The organism is Acinetobacter sp. GQ146 (assembly GCF_059758585.1).
Genome location: NZ_JCAXDV010000004.1, coordinates 243,279 through 266,941 on the forward strand (window position 1 = coordinate 243,279; position 23,663 = coordinate 266,941).

Sequence of the window (23,663 nt, forward strand, 5' to 3'; positions counted from 1 at the left end):
AAGGTTTAAAGTACAGAATGAAAATAGACAATCTTCCCGACTCAATTGACGCCAACCTAAATCTAGAGCAAGTGCGCGCTGAATGTCTCGAGCTGGTGCAAAAACGTGCTTATGTATCAGCCGGTGCAGCCGTGATTCCTATGCCTTTTTTTGATGTGGTGATTGATGTTGGGATTTTGTCACAACTAATTCCTGAAATTAACGCGCGCTTTGGTCTTGCCCCCGAACAAATCAGTGTATTTGATTTAGAAACCAAACAAATCCACTGGCAGGAACTGCGTAAACGCGGCTTTGAGTTTTCTGGTTTGGTGGTGGCGCGAACGGCTGTAAAAAACTCCCTGCACAATATCGCCTCAAAAATGATTACCAAACAGGTCAGTAAATATATTCCCTTAGGTGGTCAACTGGTCGCGGCAAGCCTTGGCTATTTGGTCATGAAAAAAGTCGCCGAAGCCCATGTAGAGGACTGCTATAAGTTAGCCAAATCGATTCAACAAAAACAAAATTTACAAACTGCCGTCTAGCACCCGAGCTTTCGATGGCGTTATTGCCGCACTCCCCCTCAAAGCCATTTAATTGGCTTTGAGCTGTTTCAAAATACTTCTGAGTATGTCCAGTCTCGCGCCATATTTATCATCATTGGCCACAATGTACCAAGGTGCATGTTCGGTATTGGTCCGTTCAAACATATCGGCCGCAGCCTTTAAATAGTCATCCCATTTTTCACGATTACGCCAATCTTCTGGGGTAATTTTAAAGCGCTTATGCGGGGTTTCTTCGCGCTCTTTAAAACGGGCATACTGTTCGTCTTTGCTAATCGACAACCAAATTTTCACCACCACCGTATTGCTATCGCTCAGGTCTTTTTCAAACCGGTTAATCTCATCATAGGCACGCTGCCACTCAACTTCGCTGGCAAAGCCTTCCACCCGCTCAACCAGCACACGCCCATACCAAGTGCGGTCAAAAATGGTGATATTTTGATTGGGTAAAATCTTGCTCCAAAACCGCCATAAATACGGATGGCGCAATTCATATTTTTCTGGCGCGGCAATACTGTGAATATCATATTCACGTGGGTCTAAGCATTTGACAATCCGCTTGATGGCTCCACCTTTCCCCGCAGCATCCATCCCCTCTAAAGCAATAATCACATTACGCTCGCCAAAGCGTAAGGCATCGGCAACCTTGCGGGTAAGCCGATCGAGCTCAGTTTTGTATTCGGCTTTGTCAATTTTGACCGTTGGCGGTTGTTCCAATATGGCGGGAACCTCAGCCTGTTTCCATTTGTGCTGGGCCGACCGGACATGATCCGGACAATGCTGCATGGCTCTTAATACATGCAACGCAAACTGTTGATCGCGCAATTGTTCATCTTCACAATCAATAATCAACCAGTCTTCGGTAAAACGCTGACGTAACTTTTGTAAACGGTCATACTGCTTTTTATTGCGCCAATTTAAACCATGCAATTTGTGCCAGTGCATTTCACTGGCATCCATATCATCCAGACGTCTTTGCAATGATTTCCACGACAAGTCAAACCAAATTTTAATCACATCCACATGGTTATTTTTAAGATCCTGCTCATAGGCACGCATGTTCTCCAGATATTCATCATAAAGTGTTTCGTCCAGAGGCTGCGACACATGCAGCGCAGTACTGAGCAGATCTCCATACCAGTTTCCAAACATCACCACGATTTGCCCTTCTGCTGGAATAAAGCGAGCATAGGGTTGCCAAAAAGTTTGTGTGTTATTAAACATAATCGGGGCATCCGCTTTTACCCGTAAATAACGCGGATCCATCCATTCGCGTAATTGCTTGACTGACTCGCCCTTACCTGCCAGCTCTATACCACTGACCAACACCAACAAGCTTTTCGCATTGGGCTGATCTTTCGTATCTTTTAAAGCGTATTGAGCATCAATTAAATCGAGTGACAGTTGGCTTTCATCTACCAAGGCTGGTTCTTGTGGTTGTTTTGCCATTTTTGTTTCGCCATAAATTAAAGGATATGATTTTGGTCTTTTAAAGCTGAGGTTTTGTTTCAGTATAAAACAAGCAGAACGCGCATTTTGACGAATCTTTGTATAATTTCATGACAAATTGGCTGATTTTCAGACCTTATTCGATCATTTTGTCATGGCGAGAACTTGCAACAAGCACTAAGATTTGCACAAGTTTCAAATTGAGATAGCCCATGTCTAAACTTGCCGTACTAGATGACTTATTAGCACAGTACGATCAATTGCAATATCACCACAATCCTGAGCTATTTCAACGCCTGCAAGATGTGCAAATGTGGCAGAAACAACGCATGCAACGCACTCATCAGCAGCACTTTGCGGTCAAGAGCCATCAATTGATGGCGGAATACTTTCTAAATCGCTTGTACGGCGGTTCAGATTTTGATGCTTTGGCCAAACAAATTGCACGTTTAATGAAGTATGCACATAAAGCCGAAAAGCTGATTCCAGAAAATGCCATTAAAACGGGTACCGCAGGGGTTGAGTTGGCCATTCTGGCGGTGCAGTTGGATGAACAGGTCGCAAAACAACTGTTAGCAGACTACGCGCCCAATACCCCACTGACCGATGAAATGATGCGTCTCAGCTATTTGAAACTGGATCAGGGGCAAGCACGCTTACACCAATTGGAATTGCTCGATCAGCTGGGAGCTAATCTGGATAAATACATGCGCTCATTTATGGTGTATACCGCCTTTAAAATGTGTAAAGGGGTCGCCTATAAACACCATTTCGAGGTGATGTATGAGTTTATGCAAGATGGCTTCTTGGCCATGAAACCACTCAAATCGGCAGAACAGTTTGTCAAAGCTTTTACTGCGATTGAGCGGCAAATTGTGGCTAATGTGCATGCAGGCGATCTACATCCTTTTCGGTAAAGGCTGCAGACTGAGCAGATAAAATCATCGATCAGCATACTGAGTCTGTGCTTTTTTCTGTATATTATTCATAACAATTGCATGATGATTACTGTACATCGGCTGAGAATCTGTCATCATGCTTGCACTGCAACATTAACCCTATTTTTATGTTAGGAGTGACTTGAATGTCTAATGAAAATCAAACGCCTACCCCTACACCTGAGTCGGCTCAACAAACAGACAAAGTCAGCCCATTCCTAAACAGCCCGCTCCCTGAAGGTGTTCCTCAAGGGCAGCAACAATCATTACAACAACAAATTACGGATACACCCGTCAATGGTACTGTACCAAAATACAACCTGCCGCGTGGTGCCAATACTGGCAATGTCGGTGCAACTACCCACTTCGGTTACCAGACGGTAAACAGTGAAGAAAAAGCCCAGAAAGTTGCGGAAGTCTTCCACTCGGTAGCCAGCAAATACGACATCATGAATGACCTGATGTCATTTGGTATTCACCGTTTATGGAAACGCTTTGCCATTAACATGTCGGGTGTGCGTCGTGGTCAACACGTATTAGACATTGCCGGTGGTACAGGTGACTTGGCTAAAGTCTTTAGCCGTGAAGTCGGTCCTACAGGTCATGTGGTACTTTCTGATATTAACGAATCGATGCTGAACGTGGGTCGTGACCGTTTAATGGATGCTGGTTGTACCAATGTCGACTTTGTCTTGGCAAATGCCGAAACTTTAGAACCTTTTGCCGACAACAGTTTTGATTTGCTCACCATCAGTTTTGGTTTACGTAACGTGACTGATAAAGATGCGGCACTGGCAGCCATGTACCGTGTGCTTAAGCCAGGTGGTCGCCTATTGGTCTTAGAGTTCTCTAAACCAGTATTTGAGCCATTCTCAAAACTCTACGACCTGTATTCATTTACCGCACTGCCAATCATGGGCAAAATCATTGCCAATGACTCGGAAAGTTATAAATATTTAGCTGAATCGATTCGTATGCACCCAGACCAAAGAACCCTAAAAGGCATGATGGAGCAGGCTGGCTTCCAGAACTGTGACTACCATAACCTGACTGGTGGCATCGTAGCTGTACACCGTGGTTTTAAACTCTAAACTAAGGTTAAGGTTAAGCTATGTGGTCGATTCTGGCACTTGGTGCAGTTGAACGCTTGATTCACCATGTGATTGATCTGGATGCGATTACCCGTATTCAGCTCAATCAGTTACAAGGCAAAATGTTGCGTGTGGTGCTCGATGCACCACAACTCTCTGTGGATGTGTTCTTTGATCAAGACAAAGTCCGTCTGGAACCGAGTGTGACCGGTCAGGCTGAGCGCCCGTCTATTTTTGAACAGCGCCCGTTTGATCCACAACACACCACTATACCTGCAACGGCAACCTTGCATGTCTCTAATGTGGTCGAACTGCTCAAGCTGTTTTTGGCAGAAGATGTCGGCACCATTCCAGTACAGGGTGATTACCATTTACTGCAAGACATTCAACGTATTCTGCAACAGGCCGAACCTGATTTAGCAGCGCATCTCAGCCCGTGGATTGGACCCGCCTTAGCCCATGAGCTGGGTAAAATTCAGCTTGCGCCCAAACATCTCAAACGCTCTTTACAAAGCCATTTATTCTTTGCCGAAGATGCCCTCAAAGAAGATTCAGGTCTGTTTGCTGCGCGTTGGCAAATGGATGACCTGCAACAAGACACCCGTCTTTTGAATCAGAACCTTGACCGTGCAGAAGCCAAAATTCAGCAGCTGCAACGTCAAATTGATGCCCTTCCAGACTCTCTTTAAACTTAGGTAAGACACTTTATGATTCCGCATGTTTCACGTTTACTCGAACTTTGGCGCATCGCTGCGCACTATAGACTCGACACGTTGTTTCCTGCGGAAGAACTACCTGAGAAAGCGCGTCATGCTTTGGCAATTATTCGCATGCACCCTGCGGCATGGTCGAGTAAAGAACGTAAAAACCCGCTGAAACTCAAGCAAGCGCTTGAAGATATGGGGCCGTTGGCGATTAAGCTGGGGCAGTTGCTCTCGACCCGTCGTGACTTGATTCCACCCGAAGTGCTGACACAACTGGTGTTATTGCAAGACCGCGTCAAGCCCTTTGGCTCCGATGTTGCCAAAAGCCGTATTCAGCAATCCCTCAAAGCCGATGTGAATACCTTATTCAGCCGCTTTGATGAGCAGCCGCTTGCCGCTGCATCGATTGCGCAAGTGCATACCGCAGCCTTGCACGATGGCCGTGAAGTGGTGGTCAAAGTCACCCGTCCCGACATTCGCAGCCAAATTCTGCAAGACTTTGAAATTCTGGAATGGCTCGGGGCTACCCTAGAAAAACGCCTCGAAGCGGCACGTGCCCTGCATCTGTCCGAAATTATTCAGGATTACCGCCAAATTATCCTGAATGAGTTGGATCTGACTTTAGAAGCAGACAACACGCGTCGCATGCGCCATTACTTTACCGGTTCAAGCATGATGTACGTGCCTGAAGTGTATATGGACAGCAAAGAAGTGATGGTGGCGGAACGCATCACCGGTGTACCGATTTCCGACACAGCGACCTTTGACCGCATGGGCATGGATCGTAAAGATTTGGCCGAAAAAGGCTTAACCATCTTTTTCACCCAAGTATTCCGCGACAACTTCTTCCATGCGGACATGCATCCGGGCAATGTATTTGTCGAAACCATCAATCCAAGCAATCCACGCTTTATTGCACTGGACTGCGCGATTATGGGCGAGCTGTCTAAACACGACCAAATGACCGTGGCGCGTATGTTACTGGCCGTGATGAACAGCGACTTTATGCAACTGATTCAGATTGTGCATCAGGCGGGCTGGATTCCACCGGGCACCGATCAAGATGCGCTCGCGCGTGAAATGCGCCGCACAGTTGGACCGATGGTCTCAAAACCAATGCATGAATTGGACTTTGCTGGCATCCTGATTCAAGTCATGGATATTGCACGTCGTTTCCATTTAGAAATTCCGCCACAGCTGATGCTGCTGCTGAAAACGTTAGTGCATGTCGAAGGCTTAGGAACAGATCTTTACCCTGAATTGGACATTTGGAGCTTGGCAAAACCCATCCTGACGGATTGGATCAAAGCCCAGATGAACCCGCAGAAAAACCTCAAAGAGCTCGGGCAAAAAATCCCGGATTTGTTGTTAGGTGCACAGGATTTTCCAACTCTGTTGGTGGATAGCTTGAATGGTCTGAAAAATCAGTCAGCTTGGAATGCCAAACAGCTGAATGAACTGCAAAGCTTGCGCCTGCAAATGGAACATCAGCAAAAACGCAGTTGGATTTTTGGTAGCCTGATGGCGATTTTCCTGTCGATTGCAATTATTGCCCCGTGGTACATCTCGATTATTCTGATTGTCTGTGCCAGCCTGTTGTCGGTTTGGCGTCTGTTTAAATAATTTTGACGATACATACTGCTGTGGATAGCCCAAGAGTTATCCACAGCCTTGTGCATTTTTAGCCCAACTCATTAAAGTGACTCTAAAGTCACCTAAAGTTTTTCCACGCCATTGAGCCCGCAAGCAGAACTTTTAAACTAAGTGCACATTTGTATATTTATAATTGCACTATGATTCAAATTCTTGAAAAGCGCTCTCCCGCCTTGAACATTCGTGCTGGTCATCTCGCTCGCCAACTCATTCAACAACAAGGTTTTCACGCCCAACAGGTCGATATTATACCGGGTGCTGCTGGTGGCCCCAAAGGCATCGGTTTAACTGGACTCGATCAAGCGATATTTGGAGATTTTCTACCCCAAGCCAAACAACGTCGTTTTTTAATCGGCTCTTCGGTGGGTGCATGGCGTTTTGCAGGGATTCTAGCACAGGGTGAAAAGCTTGGTCCTGAACAACTGGCTGAGCTGTATATTCACCTGCCTTTTCATAAAAAAATGAAAATTGCCGAAATCGAAAAAATATCACGCGACATGCTCGCGGGAATTTTAAATCAGCAGACCCAAAAACTAGTGGATCATCCCGATTATCACTTAACCATTATTGCGGCTAAAGCTGCACACCTATTTCAGAGTGATCAACGCCTTGCCCTCTATGGTTCTTTACTCGGCATTATTGGCAGCAATGCCATTTCCCGTCAGCATTTAAAGCATTTCATGCAACGCGTGATTTGCCAGCCACACGATTTCCCGCAATTCAAAATCAAAGACGATAGTTTTACCACGCATTATCTCAACTTCAACTCAGACAATGTGGCCGACTGGCTGATGGCTTCAGGCTCTATTCCGGGTGTGACTCCTGCGGTGAAAAATATCCATGATGCACCGCAAGGAGCCTATCGGGATGGCGGCTTGATTGACTATCACATTGACCTGCCCTTTGAAAGTCAAGGCATCGTGCTCTATCCGCATTTTACCGACAGCATTACCCCAGGCTGGTTCGACAAGATGTTTAAATCACGGAAATCTAACCCTGAAAATCAAGCCCGCACCTTGCTCATTTCGCCCTCGCAGGACTATCTGGCCAGTTTACCCCTAGGCCGTTTACCTGATCGTAAAGATTTCGTGCTGAAAGGCATGGAGCCACAACGTCGTATCCAGCTCTGGAAACAATGTGTCGCGGAAAGCCAACGTCTGGGGGATGAGTTTTTAGAGTTGGTTGAAAAGCAGCGCTTTGCCGAAGTGATGCAACCCCTTTAACTCGCTGAATGATCTATGGCTCTGCCCAACGCAATTGTGGGTCGAGCCGTAACGGCTGGCTAAATTGATGAAAGATAATTAACACAAATCCAGCCCGATCACCTACACTATAGCCTGCTGCTTTTCACAGCAATTTAAATATTCTTTTAGCTCAACTGATTTTGGTGAAGTCCCTATGAACAATGCGCTCTGGCTCGATGAAGTAAAATTTAACGATCAAGGTTTAGTCCCTGCCATTGCTCAGCATCATCAAACAGGACGAGTGCTGATGGTCGCATGGATGAACCGTGAAGCGTTGGCACTCACTGCCGAAAAAAATCAGGCGGTGTATTTTTCTCGTTCACGCAATAAACTCTGGCATAAAGGTGAAGAATCTGGGCACTTTCAAACTGTGCATGAAATTCGCTTAGACTGCGATGCCGATGTGATTGTGCTGCAAATTGAACAACATGGTGGTATCGCCTGCCACACGGGTCGTGAGTCTTGTTTCTACCGTAAACTCACCCCGCAAGGCTGGGAAATTGTCGATGCTCAACTCAAAGATCCAAGCCAGATTTATGCCAATGAAAAATCGACCAACCCGCATACCCTCGCCATGAATGCTTCTAAGGCACAGGCTGAGCAAGTCGAAGTGCTGTCTTACCTCGGCCAGATGATGGCAGAGCGTAAAGCTGCAGATCCAGACTCTTCTTATGTGGCCAAACTGTATCACAAGGGTTTAAATAAAATTCTTGAGAAGGTTGGTGAAGAAAGTGTTGAAAGCATTCTCGCAGCCAAAGAATTCCAACTGGCAGCCAATGAAGACAATAAAAACGATCTAATCTATGAAGTGGCAGATCTCTGGTTCCATACCATTGTGATGCTGGGTCACTTCGATTTAGACCCGCAATTGGTCTTGAATGAATTGGCACGTCGCCAAGGGCTGTCTGGCTTGATCGAAAAAGCCAACCGTAGCCACTAAAGTAGACTTTGCCTGTGTCAAACACCTCAAAAAAACCGAGCGCCACCTATGAGCAGGCCACTGCCATTGATAACGCTCGTCTGGGGCAATCCTTTAAGGTGATTGCCTATGCAGGCACAGGGAAAACCACGACGCTGCAAATGATCAGTGATGCCATGCCGCAACGACGTGGCATGTATCTCGCGTTTAACAAAGCCATCGCCAGTGAAGCCCAGCAAAAGTTCCATACCAATGTGGATTGTCGTACCTTCCACTCGCTGGCCTTTCGTAGTGTTCCACGTGGAATCACCGACAAACTGCGCCTGCCGCGTTTAAGTCCGAGTTTTATTGCCAAAGAATATCGCTTAGAGCCGATTACCTTAAGGCGCATGATGGGCGGACGTTATGAAAAATACGTGCTAATGCCAAGTCGTCTGGCCAGTCTGGTCGCCAATGCAGTGAGTTACTTCTGCTCCACCAGTTCGCAATATCCTGCACCACGACATCTGCAAGCCCCAAACTGGTTGCATCCCGATGATATCGAGAGCCTGCAGAAACACCTTTATCCCGCGGTGGAACGACGCTGGTTAGAATCCATTGACCCGAATCATCAAGCCGGAATTGGGCATGACATTTATTTAAAACTTTGGGCACTGTCTGAACCGAATATTCCTGCCGATTATGTGCTGTTTGATGAAGCACAGGATGCTGATCCGTTAATGCTCGGTATTTTGTTGCGACAAAAAAGCACCCAAGTGATTTATGTTGGTGATGCGCATCAGCAGATTTATGCATGGCGCGGGGCGGTCAATGCCATGCAGCAGTTGCCACTGCCTGAATCACGACTGACCACCTCGTTTCGCTTTGGCGAAAGTATTGCGCAGAATGCCAATGCCATCTTGGGGGCATTAAATGAAAAAGTCCCGTTGCTGGGTAATCCACTACTGAATTCCAAAGTGGTAAATAAACCACATACCAAAATGCGGGATGCGATTTTATGCCGAACCAATGCCCGTGCCATGGAGCTTCTGCTTTCAGGCTTAGTGCATGGTGAAAAAGTCAGTCTACAAGCCGATCATGTCAAACTGAATCGTTTTGTGGATGCCGCCAGCATGCTGAAACAAGGTAAACGTGTGACGGATGTGCCCGAACTGGCATGGTTCAATTCTTGGCATGATGTGCATGAATATTGCGAAACCAACGAAGGCAGTGACATCAAACCTTTGGTGAAACTGGTGGATGATCATGGCACCGATCCGCTCAAACGGGCCTTAGCCAAAATCACACCGATCGATCAGGCTGACTATATTATTTCTACGGCGCACAAAGCCAAAGGGCTAGAATGGGATCGCGTGCATATCGAAGATGACTACCAGTTTAAAGTCAATGAGCACGACCATAAAATTAGTGACGAAGAGTTAAGATTACTGTATGTCGCCTGCACTCGTGCTAAAGTAAGTCTAAATATTCATCATATTTACGACTTGATGCAACAATTAAAAAATAGGATGCCTATCTCGTTGCGCCAAGCTGTAGGCTAGTCGTTTGACGCATGCGGGGCTTCTATGAAAATCGAATCGTTACAGCTCAAACACACCAATCATTTTGCCAACCTACACATTCAGTTTCGATATCATGATCAACCCATCACCCTGATTTTGGGTGATCATGCCACGGGCAAAACCAGCATCCTCAAACATGCTTACCAAGCCCTAACTTGGTTCTCTGCGCGCTATAAAGATTTACGCAGTGCAGGGGTTGTCATGCTGGATCAAGACATCATGCACAGCCGCCTCCAATCCAAAGTGCAGATTTGCGTCGAAATTCCGACCGAGATTGGCACACTGGCTGAATCTGAAACCGCTCAGACCGAAGCTTTAAATCTTTGCAGTTGGCAATTGTATAAGACCCTGAATCAGCAAGGTATTGGATTAAGTAAAGCCGAGACTGCGCAACTCGAACAATTGGTGCAACTGTATCATCGGGCACTCCAGCAAGACCCGATGCAAGGTCTACCTTTAATTGCCTACTACCCTGCGGAAAGATTCGTCAACGAAATCAATTTGCTCAGTAAAAACAACCCGATCATTTTTCAAACGGGACATGCCTATGAAGTCGCGGCGATCCCCTTTACCACCTTTAGCCGCTTCTTTGAATGGTTTCGCGAAATTAGTGATTTGGAAAATGCCCAAACTGCGCAATTGTTTCAGCAATTGATGCGCGAAAAACTGCATTTAGGTCCACATCTACAGTCTGAAAATGTACCGAATACCCTGTTTCAAGCACATGCCCAACTACATGCACCCTGCTTAAAAGCACTCAAAGACAGCCTCAAATTAATTTTGCCTGAATTGCACGATATCTTTATTCAATACCAACCAAAACTACAACTCATGGTGAACTATCAAGGCAGAACCATGCAATTTCAGCAATTATCGAGCAACCAGAAAAACTGGATTGCCCTGATTGGCGATATTGTGCGTCGGCTGTGTTTACTGAATCCCTTAAGCCTTTACCCCTGTCTAGAAGGTGATGGCATCCTCTTTATCGATGCGATTGATGCGCAACTTGATCAACAGCAATGTTGTGAAATTTTGCATCGGCTTCATCAAGCGTTTCCACGTCTGCAAATTATTGCGACCGGCAATCGGACTGCCCTGTTAGAAAATGCCGAGGCTTATCAATGTCTGCAACTCAGTCCACAAGGGGTTCAAGAGATTATCTTGCAGCCGCGACAACAACAATTTGAGCAAATTTATGCCGAACTGAGCCAACTGTCTTTAGCATCTGCAACTGAACAACTCTCGGATGAGCCCCCACTGTCTGTGGCTCAGCACATGTATCTGCAAATTCAGCAACTTTCTCCCGAAGCACAGGCCGAATTACAACAGCTCTGGCTGCAAGCCAAGGATAGTTCTTTTAAAGATTCCTCGACCTAATTGCTGACTTCCTCCGCAGTCATGCACGAAGTTTTAAGCGCAAACTTCCCTGCAACGCGTATAATCTGATGGGTGTGCGCAAAAAGGTTTGATGTTGTTTTATTCATGTAATAAGATCAGATTTATTCGGCTTTTTTATAGTAAAATTTTGTTTTGCTATAGTTTTGCAAGTTGCGCAACACAACTTGTTTTTCGTTATTTATTTTCTTTACGGCTTTCAAGATCGAGTATTTTTGGATATCTCTTTGCTGTCCTGTAATCCTTGAAAGATAAGATTCACCCTTAGGTTTCGACCTATCACGACAATGGATACAAGTGTGCTACCAATTATTATCTTGTTACCGTTAGTACTTGGCACAACCCTTGTCTCGTGGCTGAAGAAATTCTCGCGCGGGGTAACGGCTTTCGGGGCTATCGGAGTCAGTTTAAGCAGTTTAATTTTGTTACTGACTCAAGCAAAGCAGGTCTTTCATGGCGAAACCATTACCCAAAGTTGGTCTTGGCTACCACAACTGGGCATTGATCTCAGTTTTCGTTTAGACGCCTTAGGACTCCTTTTCTCTTTGCTGATTACCGGTATCGGTACCCTCATTTTTATTTACGCCTATTATTATCTTAGCCCTAAAAACTCACTCAGCAAACTTTATCTATTGCTGATGCTGTTTATGGCGGCCATGTTAGGGATTTCTCTCTCCAATAATTTAATTTTACTGTTAATTTTTTGGGAATTGACCAGTATTTCATCGTTCTTGCTGGTGGGTTACTGGAGCAACTATGAAGTTGCCCAACGCGGTTCACGCATGGCACTGACCATTACAGGTATGGGTGGCTTAGCGATGCTGGGGGGCTTCATTTTATTGGGGCAAATTACGGGCACTTATCAAATTGACCAGATTCTGACCATGTCAGAACGCATTCAAAGTCATGCCTTATTTGTTCCAACCCTGTTGCTGATTCTATTAGGTGCCTTTACCAAAAGTGCGCAATTCCCCTTCCATTTTTGGCTACCGAATGCCATGGCTGCTCCAACTCCGGTTTCAGCCTATCTGCACTCTGCCACGATGGTCAAAGCTGGCATTTTCCTGCTGGCACGCTTACTGCCAATTTTTGCAGGTGCTGCGCTTTATCACAATATTGTCACATTTGTCGGCCTATTCACCTTGTGTATGGCTGCATTTTTCGCCATTTTCAAAGAAGACCTCAAAGGTCTTTTGGCCTATTCCACCATCAGTCATCTGGGTCTGATTGTGTGTTTATTGGGGATTGGCTCTCCTTTGGCCGTAGCCGCTGCGATTTTCCATATCATCAATCATGCCACCTTTAAAGCGGCACTGTTTATGATTGCGGGTATCGTCGATCATGAAACGGGCACCAGAGACTTACGCAAACTCAGTGGGGTCTGGCAACTCCTCCCCTTCACTGCCACGCTCACCATGATTACGGCCGCATCGATGGCAGGTGTGCCCTTTACCAATGGTTTCTTGTCTAAAGAAATGTTCTTTACCGAACTGTTGGCCAACCTCAGTGGTCCTGTGCTGATTGTCGCGGCAATTGTGGCAACCTTTGCAGGTATTTTTGCGGTCGCGTATTCCGTGCGCTTGGTACATGGTGTGTTCTTTGATGGTGCTTTGGGTGAACAAGTGCCCAATAAAGAGGGACATGAACCTCCAATTGGCATGCGTGCTCCAGCCATTTTATTGGCGACCCTATGTATTCTGGTGGGGATCTTCCCTGCATTAACGGTTGAACATATCGTCAATAGCACTGCACGTGCCAGTACACAACTCAATAACTTTACAGGCGCGCATCTGGCGATTTGGCACGGCTTTAATCTGCCCCTCGTCATGAGTATTATTGCCCTTGTCGGCGGTCTGGCTTTTTATTTTGCGCTGGCCAAAAATCGTAAAATTCGCGCGATTGATTTAGACCCTGCTTTGGGACAGTTCCAAGGTAGACTCCTGTTTGAGTCTTTCCTGAAACAATTATTGCTAAATGCCCGCAAGATTAAACGGAAAACTGAAACAGGCTCCTTACAAACCTATCTGATCTGGATTGTGGTGCTGAGCATTGCATTAGTTGCAGCCCCCCTACTGGGACAAGGACTCACCACAGGCAGCCGTGAACTCACGCATGCCCCGATGCTCGCAATCGTGCTGTGGCTGCTGTTGTTCTCTGCTTGCTGGATGATGCTCTGGTTCCACCACGAACGGATTAAGGCCGTCCTGATTAGCGGTGCAATTGGTTTAGTCGTGACAATGGTCTTCGTGACCTTATCTGCGCCTGATTTGGCATTAACCCAAATCACGGTAGATGTTGTGACAACCGTCTTATTACTGATGAGCTTATCGCTCTTACCTCAACTCACTCCGTACGAGTCGAGTCAGGCACGACGCTGGCGTGATGCGATTATTGCCATTGTGGCGGGTGTCGGGATTGGCTGGATTACTTGGCTGATTCTGACCCGAGATCATAATTCGATTTCATGGTTCTTCTTACAGCAGTCCATTCCATTGGGCGGTGGCTCCAACGTGGTTAACGTCATTTTGGTCGACTTCCGTGGTTTCGATACCTTTGGTGAAATCACCGTGCTCGGGATTGCGGGGATTGGAACCTTGTGTTTAATGGATGGTATGCGTACGCATGGCACCACTATGACGCAGGGCTTAACTTACCGTTTTAATCCCTCCCCTTTAATGCTACGGATTACCTCTTCGTGGATTTTGCCGCTGGCACTGGTGATCAGCCTGTACATATTCCTGCGTGGTCACAACTATCCTGGTGGGGGCTTTATTGCCGGCTTAATCACAGCCTTGGCTTTAATCATTCAGTACATCGCCTTAGGTCAAGACCAAGCAGAACAGTTGTTAAAAGCTAAATCGGGACGTCTCTATGAAATCTGGATTGGTACCGGTTTAAGTATTGCAGGAATCACGGCCATTGCAGCTTGGTACTGGGGACGTCCATTCCTGACCAGTGCACATATTTATGTGTCACCACCAATATTAGGTGAAATGCATTTGGCTTCTGCCGCTGCCTTTGATGTCGGGGTGTATATCACCGTGGTTGGGGCGACCATGCTGATGATTTCTGTCCTCGGTGACTCCCGTCATTCCAGCATGTCTGGTCCATTACCGAAGGGGAAATAATATGATTAGTCTAGAATTTCTTATTGCCTCTGCGATTGGACTGCTGATTGCAACAGGCATTTATTTGATCCTGCGTGCTCGTACTTTTCCTGTGGTGCTCGGTCTTGCCATGATTGGCTATGCGGTCAATGTGTTCCTGTTTGCGATGGGACGCTTACAGGTCAATGCCCCAGCGGTGTTGACCGAAACCACAAAATCGACCGACCCATTACCCCAAGCCTTGGTGCTCACTGCCATTGTTATTGGCTTTGCAACGACCGCCTTTATTGTACAACTGGCCTTACGAAGCCGTTATGAATCAGGGACAGACCACGTTGACTCCAAAGAAGAAATTAGTCTTGTCGACCCGCGCGAGGATGAGCCTTAATGCATAACTTCCTCCAATTTTGGGCCGAACATACACCAATTTTTAGCATTATCATTCCTGCCTTTACAGGGTTTTTACTGGTACTTTTAGGCAATCCTGGTTCAGGCTCCTTGGCTTACGATTGGCGCCAACCATGGCGTCGGGGCATCAGTTTAATTTCTGTGATTTTGGGGCTCATCACCGCCATCAGTTATCTTATGTTGGCGCATCATGGACAAATCAGCAGTTATAACCTGAGTGAATGGACCGCCCCGTTCGGTATTGTTTTGGTCCTAGACCAACTCTCTGCCTTCATGCTGGTATTAACCTATGCCCTCGCAGTCCCAGTACTCTGGTTTGCCAGTCGTGAATGGGATACCCGAGGTCGTTATTTCCATGCCATGTTCCATTTTCTGCTCATGGGACTCTGTGGGGCGTTCTTAACCGGCGATTTATTCAACCTGTTTGTGTTCTTTGAAATTCTGTTGTTGGCCTCTTATGTATTGCTCTTACATGGGCAAGGCAAAGCACGCTTTCAACTGGGGATCCATTACGTCACCATTAACCTGTTGGCTTCTGCACTGTTCCTGATTGGGCTGGGCATGATCTATGGCAGTGTCGGCAGTTTAAATATGGCCGATGTGGCTCGTCTTATTCCGAGCCTACAACCCGATCAGCACAAATTAGCAGTCGCTGGAGGGCTATTGCTGTTCGTGGTGTTTGGTATTAAAGCCGCTATGTTGCCTGTGGGCTTTTGGTTACCTAAGACTTATGCCGTCGCCACAACTCCAGTTGCCGCAATTTTTACCATTATGACCAAAGTCGGGATTTATGCGATTTTAAGGGTAAATGGGACGGTCTTTGATGATGCCTTGAGCCAATCTATCCTGCAAAACTGGTTATTACCGATCGGTTTAATTACCTCACTCTATGGTGTAATTGGCGCGATTGGAGCAGAACGCTTACGTCGTTTTGTCGGTTTTATGGTGCTGTCTTCAATTGGCACCCTATTAATCGCCATTTCACTTGGCAACAGCCAAGCATGGTCAGCAACGCTATATTACTTGGTACACAGCACCCTGATTGCAGCCGTATTTTATCTGCTTTGTGGCTGGATCACCTCGCAACGTGGTGTCTATAAAGATTATCTGAAAGTTGCGCCACAAATGAAGCAGCATCATGTGCTCTCAATTTGCTACTTCCTGATTGCCTTAATGATGGCAGGTCTCCCGCCATTTAGCGGTTTCTTAGGAAAAGTTTTCATTTTACAAGCGACGGCCAACGCTCCTTACCAAGGGTTGATTATTGCAATCATCTTGATTGTGAGCTTATTAAGCATTATCGCTTTTACCCGTGTAGGCTTTATTTTGTTCTGGCGTGCCAGCAAACCTGAAGAACTGGCACATACTGAAGCTGACTTTATTGCTTATCAAGCCACCCCAGAGCGAGCGCCTGCGCGGAATGATGCTGCGATTTACATATTATTGGCAGGCTTAATCGTCTATATGGTTGCGGCAAGTCCGATTCAGAAGTACACACTTAATACCGCGGTGCAAATGCAAAATAATGCCTTGTATGAGGCCGCTGTATTGAAAAAGGATGAACTGAATCAAGTCATCAGTGTGCAACCATTTGACCCTGAAAATTTGCCAGAAACCAAATATGGTGGTGAAACGCAAGATCCGAATGCTCATCTGATTCCGTATGCAATCAGTGAAAAAACTTTGTCAGGTGAACATATTTCACCGTACAAGTTACGTCAGATTCAGGAACAGCAAACCCAAGAGATGTTGATTCCCGATGATGCTCAACTTAAACCAGTGGAGCCATAACGATGCAAAAAACCTCTGTTCTTAATCGATGGTTACCTCATCCTTTTGTTTCGGTACTGGTTGCCATTACCTGGATTATGTTGGCACAGAGTCTAGAAGCCACCACATTGCTGATGGCGACTATACTGGCGATAGTGATTCCACGCATGGTTCAGCCTTTTATCCAGAAAACACCCAATATTAATTGGGTTGCCGCTGTAAAGCTGTGTTTTGTGGTGCTATGGGACATCATCATTTCCAATATACGGATTGCCAAACTGGTTTTAGGCCCAATGGATCGCCTGCATCCCAAATGGTATCGCGTACCGCTAGAAACCCAGCATGACGAGGTTAATAGCTTATTGGCGATGATCATTACCACCACCCCAGGTACCGTTTCTGCGGGTATTGATCAGGATCGGGGTGATATTTTAGTCCATGCTTTAAGTAGCGATGATGCTGAGGCAGATATCCAAGACATTAAAACCCGCTACGAAAAGCCCTTGCTCGAGATCTTCCACGTCCAATCAGGAGATGCCTCATGACCATTTTGCCTTATGCTTTAGGGATTTGTATGGTGGCAATTACACTCTCGATGCTCATGTGCTTGATTCGCTTGATTTTTGGCCCCTCAATTGTGGATCGCCTCTTGGCACTCGATACTCTGTTTCTGAATGCGACCTGCTTAATCGTCGTCTTAGGAATTTATTGGAGTACCACATCTTTATTTGAAGGTGCATTACTGGTTGCCATGCTTGGTTTCGTTTCCACAGTGGCTTTGGCGCGTTACTTTACCTCTGGCCATGTCATCGATTAAGGAGACCATAATATGCAACTTATGATGGAAATTTTGGTTTCTATATTTTTACTGATTGGTGCCTTCTTCATGCTGGTCGGTGGCATTGGCATGATTCGTCTGCCTGATTTGTTTATGCGCTTACATGCTCCGACCAAATCCAGCACTTTAGGCTTGGGGAGCTTTCTGATTGCCGCCATGATTTTCTTTGGCTTTCAGGGACATATCGGTTTCGCAGAACTTCTGCTTACGCTCTTAGCCTTTATTACTGCCCCTGTTTCAGCCAACTTGATGGCCCAGGCGGCCATTCATCTCCGCTTACGCTCTATGAGTGGTGATGTACCTGAAGCGTTAAATCGACCTTTACCTTGGCAACGGCAACGTCGTCGTGACTAAGTTTACCGCAATAAAAAAGCCACCCGAAGGTGGCTTTTTTATTCTGCTCAATTTAGAAAACCAAGCTTATTCATCATCTTGTTTCGCATCTGCAGGTAAATCTTTTACCGCTTCAGCGATCAGACCAAACATATAGTTACCATAGGCATTGGTCTTGTCATAATGGAAACGCAAACGCGGCGTAATACGTGTCTTAATACGACGACTCAACTCATGGCGCAAGAAACCCGATGCTTTGTTTAAGACATCGAGGGTTTCTTTATTGGCCACGGCACTTTGTTCATCGCCAAGTTCACGTCCCATCACGGTAACATAGACTTCTGCATAGCCTAAATCTGGGCTGACCTTCACCGCAGAGATGGTCACAAGACCACCTAAGCGTGGATCTTTCAGCTCTTGGCGGATTAATTCAGACAACTCACGTTGTACTGTATCTGCCATTCGCTTAAGACGCTGACTACCCGCCATTAAAGACTCCGTTTAATCAGTTGAACATCATAGACTTCGATCTTATCTTTGACTTTGATGTCTTTATAACCTTTCACCGCAAGACCACATTCCATACCCGCACGAACTTCTTCAACCACTTCTTTATAGCGACGAAGAGATTCAAGCTCACCTTGGAATACCACCACGTCATCACGTAATACGCGAATCGGTTTATTACGGTGTAACATGCCTTCAAGAACCATACAGCCTGCTGCTGCACCAAACTTGCTTGAGTGGAACACTTCACGTACTTCAGCCACACCCAAAATCGTTTCACGATGTTCTGGTGCAAGCTTACCACTCATGGCATCTTTCACATCATCAATCAATTGATAGATCACGCTATAGTAACGAATGTCGATACCGTCGGCATCAGCTTTTTGACGCGCAGTGTTGTCTGCACGGACGTTAAAGCCAAGCAATACAGCTTCAGAAGATTCAGCCAATGTTACGTCAGACTCAGTGATTGCACCTACGCCTGAACCAATAATACGAACTTTTACTTCATCGGTTGCAAGTTCAGCAAGCGCAACATGCAAGGCTTCCAAAGTACCACGTACGTCAGTTTTCAACACTACGTTGACAATCGGCACATCTTTCTTGCCCATTGACGCCATGATGTTTTCTAAACGCATTGCACTTTGACGCTCAAGACGTTTTTGACGTTCACGATCCATACGCGCATCGGCCACTTCACGTGCTTTCTTCTCGTCATTTACAACAAGAACTTCGTCACCTGCCATTGGCGCTTCTGGAAGACCCAAGATTTCAACAGGAATCGAAGGACCAGCAGACTTGATACGTTGACCGTTTTCATCTGCCATCGCACGAACGCGACCATAAGATGAACCTGCAAGTACAAGATCGCCAACTTTCAGAGTACCGTTTTGTACCAAGATAGAAGTAACTGCACCACGACCTTTGTCTACACGCGCTTCAATCACCACACCTTGTGCTGCACCTTCTTCAGATGCTTTCAACTCAAGTAATTCAGCTTGGATTGAAATAATATCGAGAAGCTCATCAATACCTTGACCAGAATGCGCTGATACCATTGCCACTGGAACATCACCACCCCATTGTTCAGGTACGATTTCTTTCACAGTCAATTCATTCAATACGCGATCTGGATCAGCAGATTCTTTATCCATCTTGTTGATTGCAACAATGATTGGCGTACCTGCTGCACGTGCATGGTCAATCGCTTCCGCAGTTTGTGGCATAACACCATCATCCGCAGCAACAACCAACACCACGATATCAGTCGCTTTCGCACCACGTGAACGCATTGCAGTAAATGCCGCATGTCCAGGCGTATCTAGGAAAGTGATGATACCTTTGTCTGTAGTGACGTGGTAAGCACCGATATGCTGGGTAATACCACCGGCTTCACCCGCAGCCACTTTCGAGCGGCGAATACGATCCAGTAATGAGGTTTTACCATGGTCAACGTGACCCATGATGGTCACAACTGGTGGACGAGTCGTTTGCTCACCACGTGCTTCTTCAGCCGCTTCAAGCAAGTTATCTTCTGCTTGTGTATCAGAAACCAAGACAGGGTTATGTCCCATTTCTTCAACCACAAGTGCAGCCACTTCTTGCTCAATTGCTTGGTTCTGAGTAACTAGCTCACCCATTTTCATGAGTGATTTAATAACTTCACGAACTTTAACTGCCATTTTCGCAGCCAAGTCAGCAACGACGATGGTTTCACCGATTTCTACATCATAAACCTGTTTTTTAACCGGTTTTTCGAAACCATGTTTATTCGCTTGGCTTGATTTTAAACCACGCTTGTGTGAGTTATCACGGAAAGATTGCTCTTCACCACGACGACCACCTTTCTTTGATGAACGTGTATTGGTCGTGCTTGTACCACGCTTTATTTCACGGTCTTCTTTAGCGAAAGAATCTTCGTAGGCTTGACCCACAAGACCTGCTGCAAGAGGAGAGTCATCAATCACACGGATTGTCGGTGTCGCATCGTCAGCAGAATATTTTGAAGCCATCTGACGCATCTGTTCAAGCGTACGTTGTTGTGCTTCTTCAGCTGCTTTACGGCGCGCTGCTTCTTCAGTTGCTTTAAGTTGTGCTGCTTGAGCCTCACGCGCTTTTTTCTGCTCAGGCGTCTCAATCACTTTAACTTGAGCTTTTACAATCGGCTTATTGGTTGACTTACGCTTTACCACCACCGCAGCTTTCGCTGTTTCTTGCTTTGTGGTTTCTTGCTTCGCAGCAGCACGCATCGCCTCTAAATTCGCAGCTGCTTTGTTTGCTACTGGAGTTTCAGCTTTTGGTTCAACCATAGCTTGCACGTTTGCACGCGCTTGTTGCTCAGCTTGTGCTTTTGCCAAAGCTTCTGCTTTGATTTGTTCAGGATCTGGCTTAGTAAATGTATGTTTCTTGCGAACTTCTACATTAATGGTTTTCGCCTTACCTGAGGTACTTGCCACTTTGGCAGTACCTGTAGTTTTACGTTTCAACGTGATTTGTCCTGCTTGCCCAGCGTCCTGACCATGAACTTTCTTCAAGTGGTTAACGAGGGTGTCTTGTTGTTCAGTGGAAATAAGGTCGTCAGCTTTACGTTGCGGTAAACCTGCATCACGAACCTGCTCTAGGAGCTTGTCTACAGGACGTCCTACGCTGAGTGCTAACTCTTGAATCGACTTGTCCGTCATATATTACCTCCTAGTTAAACCATGATTCGCGCGCTTTCATAATCAATTGACCCGCTTGCTCAGCCCCTAAACCTTCGATATCAGAAATATCGTCAGTCGCTTGGTCTGCCAAATCATCAACTGTCACTACTCCGCGTGCAGCCAATGCATACGCGATTTCTTGTGTCATTCCTTCCATTGCAAGAAGTTCAGCACTTGGATCTTGGATATTTTCTTGTTGCTGTAAAGCATCTGCCAACGCCACTTCTTTGGCACGGCTTTGCAATATTTCAACAGTTTCCGCATCCAACTCGATTTCGTCAAAGGTCTCAGCTGGAACATAAGCAATTTCTTCAAGTGAAGTAAAGCCCATGTCTACCAAAGCCATCGCCAAATCTTCTTCAATATCTAAACGTGAAACAAACAAGTCTAGGTATTGTTGAGCTTCGTTTTGCTGACGTGCATGATACTCTTCTTCAAGCATCATGTTCAGTTTATAACCCGTTAATTCAGAAGCTAAACGAACGTTTTGACCTTGTGAACCAATCGCACGAGCCAATTGATCGCTCGTAGCGAAAATAATGTCCGCAGTACGCTCTTCTTCATCGATCACGATACCCGACACATCTGCTGGCTCTAAAGCACTTGCAATATACTGCGCTGGATCGTCTGACCATACCACCACATCAATACGTTCACCATTCAGTTCCTGTTGAACCGCTTGGATACGTGTACCACGCATACCAATACAAGCACCTACAGGATCAATACGGTGATCATTGGTTTTCACTGCAATTTTAGCACGAACACCGGGTTGACGAGCAGCAGCTTTAATTTCAATGATTTCTTCAGAAATTTCAGGAATTTCCTTTTTCATCAAAGCCATGAGCATTTCAGGACGTGCACGCGACAATAAGAGTTGTGCACCACGACCTTCACGATTAACGTTAAATAAAATCGCATTGACACGTTGTTTTGGACGCAAAATTTCTTTTGCAATCATTTCTTCACGTGCCAGATAGGCTTCAGCATTGTCACCTAAGTCAATAATGAAACCATCTTTGGTTTGCTTTTTCACTTCACCGTAGATCAGCTCACCAACTTTAGACTCATAAGCATCAGCCACTAAAGCACGCTCTGCTTCACGAATCTTTTGTACAATCACTTGCTTGGCAATTTGTGCTGCAATACGACCGAAATCAATTGATTCCACTTCAAGTTCGCGAATATCACCAATTGACCATTTTGCAGGATCGACATCAGAAATTGCATCCTGACATGCAGGCATTTCATGATCTTCATCCGCAACCACTTCCCATTGACGGAATGTACGATAGTCACCAGTTTTACGATCAATTTCTACACGCAGACGCGCTTCTTCAGAATTCGTGCCTTCATAAAATTTCTTTTTCGTCGCTGCAACCAGAGCTTGTTCAAGCGCTTCGAAAATTGCTTCGCGACTTACACCTTTTTCATTACTAACCGTTTCAACGACGGTAAGGATTTCGCGTGCCATAAGTCACCTATTTGTTCAGATTCTTATAAAATAAATTAATCTTGGTAGACCAGATTTGCTTTGTCGATATTACTACTATCAATTTCAAGTACTTGTTGCTTTTCAACTTCAACCTGAATGATTTCATTCTCCAGATCTACTGCAACCAATTTGGCTTGAAACTTACGACGATTATCTACAGCACTGATCAGACGTAATGCGACTTGTTGACCGATATATGCCGGCATCTGTTCCAACTGGAAAAATGGTCGATCCCACCCTGGAGAAGACACTTCAAGTGCATATTCGCCGGAAATTGGATCATGAACATCAAGCATGGCACCCACTTGCTGAGTAACACGCACGCAATCTTGTACACCAACACCACGGCCAAGCTCAACCTCGCCGTCTTCATTGATCATTGGTTCTACATTTTCATCAACAACTTTGTCAATATAGATACGTAATAATGAACGTTTGCCTTGTGGGATAAATTCAATCCCCCAAAGATCTACATCACAAGCTTGCACTGCAGGAGCGATTAAATCTTGGAGTGCTTGGGTTTTATTTGATAACTTCATTTACTCTCGTCATTCTTGTGCGATTCAATAGTCTTGAAGACCGATGAGACAGACCTACTATAGTGAAGCATGACTATTTGACCAATTGATGTCGACACTACACGATAGCCAATAAAAAAGGGCGTAATCGCCCCTATTATTACACAGAAAACTAAAGTCCACTGTGCAAAAAGGCCCACCTTGTTGTGAGCCTCTTTTAGAAACTTGGTAGCGGGAGCTGGATTTGAACCAACGACCTTCGGGTTATGAGCCCGACGAGCTACCAGACTGCTCCATCCCGCATCAACGTGCAAAAATTATATACAAATATGAAATATTTTTCAATCTAAATACTTCGTACTCGCACTGATTTAGTTGCACCTAAATCAAAATGGTAGCGGGAGCTGGATTTGAACCAACGACCTTCGGGTTATGAGCCCGACGAGCTACCAGACTGCTCCATCCCGCAACAAAACGCAAAATTTCTT

Annotated in this window: 20 protein-coding genes and 2 tRNA genes; 15 read left to right on the plus strand and 7 right to left on the minus strand. The window is 45.8% G+C overall.

The genetic code is table 11. The features are described 5' to 3' along the window. The first annotated feature begins 17 nt into the window (after positions 1-17). The gene (locus AC6CHI_RS09090) at positions 18-524 is read left to right on the plus strand and encodes a hypothetical protein (protein WP_458892548.1); all 507 of its coding nucleotides are present in this window, start codon (positions 18-20) and stop codon (positions 522-524) included. A gap of 48 nt (positions 525-572) precedes the next feature. Here AC6CHI_RS09090 and pap read toward each other — a convergent pair whose 3' ends face one another. Further along, positions 573-1,991, minus strand: a complete 1,419-nt coding sequence (gene pap / locus AC6CHI_RS09095) for a polyphosphate:AMP phosphotransferase (protein ID WP_498120835.1) — start codon at positions 1,989-1,991, stop codon at positions 573-575. Between the two features lie 212 nt (positions 1,992-2,203). On the opposite strand from pap, the gene AC6CHI_RS09100 reads away from it, so the two are divergent. The 14 genes from AC6CHI_RS09100 to AC6CHI_RS09165 all read left to right on the plus strand — a co-directional run bounded on the left by AC6CHI_RS09100 (position 2,204) and on the right by AC6CHI_RS09165 (position 17,974). After that, a complete protein-coding gene (locus AC6CHI_RS09100) occupies positions 2,204-2,908 on the plus strand; it encodes a DUF8198 family protein (RefSeq protein ID WP_498120837.1) in 705 nt (234 codons plus the stop codon). Between the two features lie 167 nt (positions 2,909-3,075). Further along, entirely contained in the window at positions 3,076-4,020 is a 945-nt protein-coding gene (ubiE, locus tag AC6CHI_RS09105) for a bifunctional demethylmenaquinone methyltransferase/2-methoxy-6-polyprenyl-1,4-benzoquinol methylase UbiE (RefSeq protein ID WP_458892545.1), read from the plus strand. A 20-nt stretch (positions 4,021-4,040) separates the two neighbouring features. After that, the gene (locus tag AC6CHI_RS09110) at positions 4,041-4,709 is read left to right on the plus strand and encodes a ubiquinone biosynthesis accessory factor UbiJ (RefSeq protein WP_498120839.1); all 669 of its coding nucleotides are present in this window, start codon (positions 4,041-4,043) and stop codon (positions 4,707-4,709) included. An 18-nt stretch (positions 4,710-4,727) separates the two neighbouring features. Further along, a complete protein-coding gene (locus tag AC6CHI_RS09115) occupies positions 4,728-6,347 on the plus strand; it encodes an ABC1 kinase family protein (protein ID WP_498120841.1) in 1,620 nt (539 codons plus the stop codon). Positions 6,348-6,517: 170 nt separating this feature from the next. Beyond that, entirely contained in the window at positions 6,518-7,600 is a 1,083-nt protein-coding gene (locus tag AC6CHI_RS09120; RefSeq protein ID WP_498120842.1) for a patatin-like phospholipase family protein, read from the plus strand. Positions 7,601-7,775: 175 nt separating this feature from the next. Continuing rightward, positions 7,776-8,561: a bifunctional phosphoribosyl-AMP cyclohydrolase/phosphoribosyl-ATP diphosphatase HisIE gene (gene hisIE / locus AC6CHI_RS09125; RefSeq protein ID WP_498120843.1), complete on the plus strand. Its 786-nt coding sequence runs from the start codon at positions 7,776-7,778 to the stop codon at positions 8,559-8,561. Positions 8,562-8,575: 14 nt separating this feature from the next. Beyond that, positions 8,576-10,081: a UvrD-helicase domain-containing protein gene (locus AC6CHI_RS09130; protein WP_498120845.1), complete on the plus strand. Its 1,506-nt coding sequence runs from the start codon at positions 8,576-8,578 to the stop codon at positions 10,079-10,081. Between the two features lie 24 nt (positions 10,082-10,105). Next, positions 10,106-11,479, plus strand: a complete 1,374-nt coding sequence (locus AC6CHI_RS09135) for an ATP-binding protein (RefSeq protein WP_498120847.1) — start codon at positions 10,106-10,108, stop codon at positions 11,477-11,479. A 305-nt stretch (positions 11,480-11,784) separates the two neighbouring features. Further along, entirely contained in the window at positions 11,785-14,625 is a 2,841-nt protein-coding gene (locus AC6CHI_RS09140; RefSeq protein WP_498120848.1) for a monovalent cation/H+ antiporter subunit A, read from the plus strand. 1 nt (position 14,626) lies between these two features. Further along, complete coding sequence (locus tag AC6CHI_RS09145) at positions 14,627-14,992, plus strand: Na+/H+ antiporter subunit C (RefSeq protein WP_458892536.1); 366 nt, start codon at positions 14,627-14,629, stop codon at positions 14,990-14,992. Further along, positions 14,992-16,803: a monovalent cation/H+ antiporter subunit D gene (locus AC6CHI_RS09150; RefSeq protein WP_498120850.1), complete on the plus strand. Its 1,812-nt coding sequence runs from the start codon at positions 14,992-14,994 to the stop codon at positions 16,801-16,803. The genes AC6CHI_RS09145 and AC6CHI_RS09150 overlap by 1 nt, the downstream gene beginning before the upstream one ends. A 2-nt stretch (positions 16,804-16,805) precedes the next feature. Beyond that, positions 16,806-17,327: a Na+/H+ antiporter subunit E gene (locus AC6CHI_RS09155; RefSeq protein WP_498120851.1), complete on the plus strand. Its 522-nt coding sequence runs from the start codon at positions 16,806-16,808 to the stop codon at positions 17,325-17,327. Continuing rightward, complete coding sequence (locus AC6CHI_RS09160; RefSeq protein ID WP_498120853.1) at positions 17,324-17,599, plus strand: monovalent cation/H+ antiporter subunit F; 276 nt, start codon at positions 17,324-17,326, stop codon at positions 17,597-17,599. The genes AC6CHI_RS09155 and AC6CHI_RS09160 overlap by 4 nt, the downstream gene beginning before the upstream one ends. A 12-nt stretch (positions 17,600-17,611) precedes the next feature. After that, the gene (locus tag AC6CHI_RS09165) at positions 17,612-17,974 is read left to right on the plus strand and encodes a Na+/H+ antiporter subunit G (RefSeq protein ID WP_458892532.1); all 363 of its coding nucleotides are present in this window, start codon (positions 17,612-17,614) and stop codon (positions 17,972-17,974) included. Between the two features lie 66 nt (positions 17,975-18,040). Here the strand turns inward: AC6CHI_RS09165 and AC6CHI_RS09170 are convergent, their stop codons facing one another. From AC6CHI_RS09170 to AC6CHI_RS09195, 6 genes are all read right to left on the minus strand, one after another. Continuing rightward, positions 18,041-18,442 carry a ribosome-binding factor A gene (locus tag AC6CHI_RS09170; RefSeq protein ID WP_458892531.1) on the minus strand — a complete coding sequence of 134 codons (402 nt, stop codon included), beginning with the start codon at positions 18,440-18,442 and terminating at the stop codon, positions 18,041-18,043. Further along, the gene (infB, locus tag AC6CHI_RS09175) at positions 18,442-21,141 is read right to left on the minus strand and encodes a translation initiation factor IF-2 (RefSeq protein ID WP_498120854.1); all 2,700 of its coding nucleotides are present in this window, start codon (positions 21,139-21,141) and stop codon (positions 18,442-18,444) included. The genes AC6CHI_RS09170 and infB overlap by 1 nt, the downstream gene beginning before the upstream one ends. Positions 21,142-21,151: 10 nt before the next feature. Further along, positions 21,152-22,636 carry a transcription termination factor NusA gene (gene nusA / locus AC6CHI_RS09180; protein ID WP_458892529.1) on the minus strand — a complete coding sequence of 495 codons (1,485 nt, stop codon included), beginning with the start codon at positions 22,634-22,636 and terminating at the stop codon, positions 21,152-21,154. Between the two features lie 35 nt (positions 22,637-22,671). Beyond that, positions 22,672-23,196 (minus strand): ribosome maturation factor RimP, encoded by a 525-nt coding sequence (gene rimP / locus AC6CHI_RS09185; RefSeq protein ID WP_498120856.1) that lies wholly within the window; start codon positions 23,194-23,196, stop codon positions 22,672-22,674. 205 nt (positions 23,197-23,401) lie between these two features. Continuing rightward, positions 23,402-23,478, minus strand: a tRNA-Met gene (locus AC6CHI_RS09190). Positions 23,479-23,567: 89 nt separating this feature from the next. Next, positions 23,568-23,644: transfer RNA gene (locus AC6CHI_RS09195), tRNA-Met, on the minus strand. Positions 23,645-23,663 lie beyond the last annotated feature (19 nt).

Coding starts and splice junctions, on each gene's coding strand:
- AC6CHI_RS09090 (WP_458892548.1), top strand. CDS start 18: ATGAAAATAGACAATCTTCCCGACTCAATTGACGCCAACCTAAATCTA.
- pap (WP_498120835.1), bottom strand. CDS start 1,991: ATGGCAAAACAACCACAAGAACCAGCCTTGGTAGATGAAAGCCAACTG.
- AC6CHI_RS09100 (WP_498120837.1), top strand. CDS start 2,204: ATGTCTAAACTTGCCGTACTAGATGACTTATTAGCACAGTACGATCAA.
- ubiE (WP_458892545.1), top strand. CDS start 3,076: ATGTCTAATGAAAATCAAACGCCTACCCCTACACCTGAGTCGGCTCAA.
- AC6CHI_RS09110 (WP_498120839.1), top strand. CDS start 4,041: ATGTGGTCGATTCTGGCACTTGGTGCAGTTGAACGCTTGATTCACCAT.
- AC6CHI_RS09115 (WP_498120841.1), top strand. CDS start 4,728: ATGATTCCGCATGTTTCACGTTTACTCGAACTTTGGCGCATCGCTGCG.
- AC6CHI_RS09120 (WP_498120842.1), top strand. CDS start 6,518: ATGATTCAAATTCTTGAAAAGCGCTCTCCCGCCTTGAACATTCGTGCT.
- hisIE (WP_498120843.1), top strand. CDS start 7,776: ATGAACAATGCGCTCTGGCTCGATGAAGTAAAATTTAACGATCAAGGT.
- AC6CHI_RS09135 (WP_498120847.1), top strand. CDS start 10,106: ATGAAAATCGAATCGTTACAGCTCAAACACACCAATCATTTTGCCAAC.
- AC6CHI_RS09140 (WP_498120848.1), top strand. CDS start 11,785: ATGGATACAAGTGTGCTACCAATTATTATCTTGTTACCGTTAGTACTT.
- AC6CHI_RS09145 (WP_458892536.1), top strand. CDS start 14,627: ATGATTAGTCTAGAATTTCTTATTGCCTCTGCGATTGGACTGCTGATT.
- AC6CHI_RS09150 (WP_498120850.1), top strand. CDS start 14,992: ATGCATAACTTCCTCCAATTTTGGGCCGAACATACACCAATTTTTAGC.
- AC6CHI_RS09155 (WP_498120851.1), top strand. CDS start 16,806: ATGCAAAAAACCTCTGTTCTTAATCGATGGTTACCTCATCCTTTTGTT.
- AC6CHI_RS09160 (WP_498120853.1), top strand. CDS start 17,324: ATGACCATTTTGCCTTATGCTTTAGGGATTTGTATGGTGGCAATTACA.
- AC6CHI_RS09165 (WP_458892532.1), top strand. CDS start 17,612: ATGCAACTTATGATGGAAATTTTGGTTTCTATATTTTTACTGATTGGT.
- AC6CHI_RS09170 (WP_458892531.1), bottom strand. CDS start 18,442: ATGGCGGGTAGTCAGCGTCTTAAGCGAATGGCAGATACAGTACAACGT.
- infB (WP_498120854.1), bottom strand. CDS start 21,141: ATGACGGACAAGTCGATTCAAGAGTTAGCACTCAGCGTAGGACGTCCT.
- nusA (WP_458892529.1), bottom strand. CDS start 22,636: ATGGCACGCGAAATCCTTACCGTCGTTGAAACGGTTAGTAATGAAAAA.
- rimP (WP_498120856.1), bottom strand. CDS start 23,196: ATGAAGTTATCAAATAAAACCCAAGCACTCCAAGATTTAATCGCTCCT.